The sequence below is a fragment of the Pseudomonas sp. XP2 genome (genome assembly GCF_053557975.1).
Genome location: NZ_JBNRIK010000030.1, coordinates 27,254 through 30,775 on the forward strand (window position 1 = coordinate 27,254; position 3,522 = coordinate 30,775).

General features: G+C 59.9%; 3 protein-coding genes. 1 reads left to right on the forward strand and 2 read right to left on the reverse strand.

What is annotated here, in order from left to right:
- Positions 1-160 precede the first annotated feature (160 nt).
- Complete coding sequence (locus ACK1VC_RS24620; RefSeq protein WP_016487517.1) at positions 161-1,201, reverse strand: LLM class flavin-dependent oxidoreductase; 1,041 nt, start codon at positions 1,199-1,201, stop codon at positions 161-163.
- A gap of 75 nt (positions 1,202-1,276) precedes the next feature.
- Positions 1,277-1,762 (reverse strand): flavin reductase family protein, encoded by a 486-nt coding sequence (locus ACK1VC_RS24625; protein WP_016487516.1) that lies wholly within the window; start codon positions 1,760-1,762, stop codon positions 1,277-1,279.
- A gap of 317 nt (positions 1,763-2,079) precedes the next feature.
- Between ACK1VC_RS24625 and ACK1VC_RS24630 the strand changes: the two genes are divergently transcribed.
- Positions 2,080-3,483, forward strand: coding sequence for a purine-cytosine permease family protein (locus ACK1VC_RS24630; protein WP_016487515.1), 1,404 nt, complete (start codon positions 2,080-2,082; stop codon positions 3,481-3,483).
- The last annotated feature ends 39 nt before the right edge of the window (positions 3,484-3,522 follow it).

Here is a 3,522-nt window from a genome sequence, read left to right on the forward strand (position 1 = left end):
TCCCACAGGTACCGCGCTGCATTCAGAGCCTGTAGTGGCAATGTGGGAGCTGGCTTGCCGGCGATAGGGCCAGTAAAGGTTTCAAAAAAAAGCCCGCTCACGCAGGCTGAAGGGGCCCACGTGAGCGGGCGCGTCCCGCAATGATTCAGGCAATGGGAATTCAGGCGAACGCCGGCACCACTTCCTTGATGAACAGTTCCAGCGACTTCTTCTTCTCGGCGTGGGGCAGGCTGTTGTCGCACCAGAAGCTGAACTCGTCGACGCCGAGCTCCTGGTAGTACTTGATGCGCGCGATGATTTCTTCCGGCGTGCCGATCATGGTGTTCTTGCGAATGTTCTCCAGCTGGAACGCCGGCACTTCGGCAAACTTCGATTCCGGGCTCGGCTCCAGGAAGCCGTTGACCGGAACGGTCTTGTTACCGAACCAGGCATCGAAGGTGCGATAGAAGCGCGAGATGGCCTGCGCGCCGACTTTCCAGCCTTCCGGCTCGGCCGGGCTGTGCACGTGGGTGTGGCGCAGCACCATCAGTTGTGGGCGCGGCACGTCCGGGTTGTTGTCCAGAGCGGCCTGGAACTTGTTCTTCAGGTCCAGTACTTCTTCGTCACCCTTCATCAGCGGGGTGACCATGACGTTGCAGCCGTTGGCCACGGCGAAGTTGTGCGAATCCGGGTCGCGGGCGGCGATCCACATCGGCGGCGTCGCGTTGAACGGTTTCGGCACGCTGGTGGAGGTGGGGAACTTGTACACTTCGCCGTCATGGGCGTAGTCGCCTTCCCACAGCTTACGTACGACCGGCACCATCTCGCGCAGCGCCTTGCCGCCGTCGGTGGCTGGCATGCCATTGGCCATGCGGTCGAACTCGAACTGGTAGGCGCCACGGGCCAGGCCCACTTCCATGCGGCCGTTGCTGATCACGTCGAGCAGGGCGCATTCCCCGGCGACGCGGATCGGGTTCCAGAACGGCGCAATGATGGTGCCGGCACCCAGGCGAATCTTGTCGGTGCGCGCGGCCAGGTAGGCCAGCAGCGGCATCGGGCTCGGCGAAATGGTGTATTCCATGGCGTGGTGCTCGCCAATCCACACGGTGCTGAAACCGCCGTTTTCGGCCATCAGGGTCAGTTCGGTCAGGTCTTCGAACAACTGGCGGTGGCTGACCTGTTCATCCCAACGTTCCATGTGTACGAACAACGAAAATTTCATGGGGCTTTCCTCAACGCTTGAAAGGGGCTGGCGCCTGGCAGGGGAGGCGCCAGTGGTCTCGATTCAGAACAGGCTTCAGGCAAAGGCCGGCAGGCTGGCCATCTTGCCGCGGCAGTACACCATCGGCCGGGGCGCTTCTTCGGGCACGATCAGGTTATGCACCTTGCCGACCATGATGGCGTGGTCGCCACCTTCATATTCACGCCACAGTTCGCATTCGATGACGGCGGTGGCGCCGGCCAGGATCGGGTTACCCAGTTCGCTCATGGACCACTCGATGCCGCTGGCCTTGTCCTTACCCTTCTTGGCGAACGCATAGGCTTCGGCTTGCTGTTCACCCGAGAGCAGGTGAATGGCAAAACGCTTCTGTTTGATCAGCACCGGGTAGGAGTCGGAGGTGTAGTTGGGGCAGAACAGCACCAGCGGCGGGTCCATCGACAGGGAGGAGAAGGCGCTGGCGGTCAGGCCGACAACCGAGCCGTCATCGTCCAGGGTGGTGATGACGGTAACGCCGGAGGGGAAGGAGCCCAGGACGTTCTTGTAGACGGTTGCGTCGATCATCGGGAATACCTCTAAAAGGCTGCGGTGGTCCGCGGTTTTTATCGTTGATGTGTCTGATGGTATACCGTAATACCTATTTTGCAAGCGGAATTTTAATGCCCGAGGTTTACACGATGAACGGCTAAAGGCCACGTATACCGTGGCTTAGAGCGGTGACGCGGTTTGTTGTATGGGTTTGCAAAGCAGATCAGTGGACGCTTTTTCGTGCGGATCAGTGTTGTCAAAAGCTTGGAATACCATAATATGGTCCGCAGCTGAGAGGCCGCCTAGATGCGGTTTCCTTACAACGATAAAAACGACCTTTCGAGCTGAATCCTATGTCCCAACCGTCATCGCAACACCAGTTTGTCGAGAATCACACGGTCGATTACGTTCCACCTGCCGAGCGCCACGGGAAGGCGCGCGACCTGTTCACCCTCTGGTTCAGTACCAACATTGCGCCACTGCCAATTGTCACCGGCGCCATGGTGGTCCAGGTGTTCCACCTGAACCTGTTGTGGGGGCTGATCGCCATTGTGCTGGGCCATCTGGTCGGGGGCGTGGTCATCGCCCTTGCCTCTGCGCAGGGACCGCAGCTGGGCATTCCACAGATGGTGCAAAGCCGTGGCCAGTTCGGCCGCTACGGCGCCTTGCTGATCGTGTTCTTCACTGCACTGATCTATGTCGGCTTCTTTATTTCCAACATCGTCCTGGCGGGCAAGACCATTCACGGCATTGCCCCGAGCATGCCGATGCCGGGCGCGATCGTGATCGGTGCCCTGAGCGCCACGGCCATTGGCGTGATCGGCTACCGCTTCATCCATGTCCTGAACCGCATCGGTACCTGGGTGATGGGCTCTGCGCTGCTGGCGGGGTTCATCATGATGTTCGCCCAGGAGCTGCCGGCCGACTTCTTCAGCCGTGGTGCATTCAATCTGTCGGGCTTTATCGCCACCGTGTCACTGGGCACCATCTGGCAGATCAGCTTCTCGCCGTACACGTCCGACTATTCGCGTTATCTGCCACGTGAAGTGGGCATTGCCAAGCCGTTCTGGGCCACTTACTTTGGCGCGACCCTGGGCACCATCCTGTGCTTCAGCTTTGGTGCCGTGGCGGTGCTGTGCGTGCCGGAAGGTACTGACGCCATGGACGCAGTGAAGCAGGCTACCGGTTGGCTGGGCCCGATCCTGATGGTGCTGTTCCTGCTCAATATCATCAGCCATAACGCCCTTAACCTGTATGGCGCGGTGCTGTCGATCGTCACTGCTATTCAGACGTTCTTTGCCGAATGGACGCCAAGCATCAAGGTGCGGGTAATCCTGGCCTCGGTGATTCTGCTGGGCTGCGGGATGGTCGCGCTGAACGCCTCGGCGGACTTCATCGGCCACTTCATCGGCCTGATCCTGGCGTTGCTGCTGGTGCTGGTGCCGTGGGCTTCGATCAACCTGATCGACTTCTATCTGATCAAGAAGGGCCAGTACGACATTCCTTCGATCTTCAGCGCTGATGGCGGCATCTATGGTCGCTTCAATCACCACGCGATCATTGCCTATGCCTGCGGCATTCTGGTGCAGTTGCCGTTTGCCAACACCGCCCTGTATGTGGGGCCGTATTCGAACATTGTCGAAGGGGCGGACTTGTCCTGGCTGTTCGGGTTGCTGGTGACGGTGCCGTTGTATTACTGCCTGGCGACGCGGGGGCAGGCGGTCAACAGTGCGCGGGTTATCAGCGTCAACGACTGACAGTTGCAATGGGGGCCGCCTTGCGGCCCATTCGCGGGG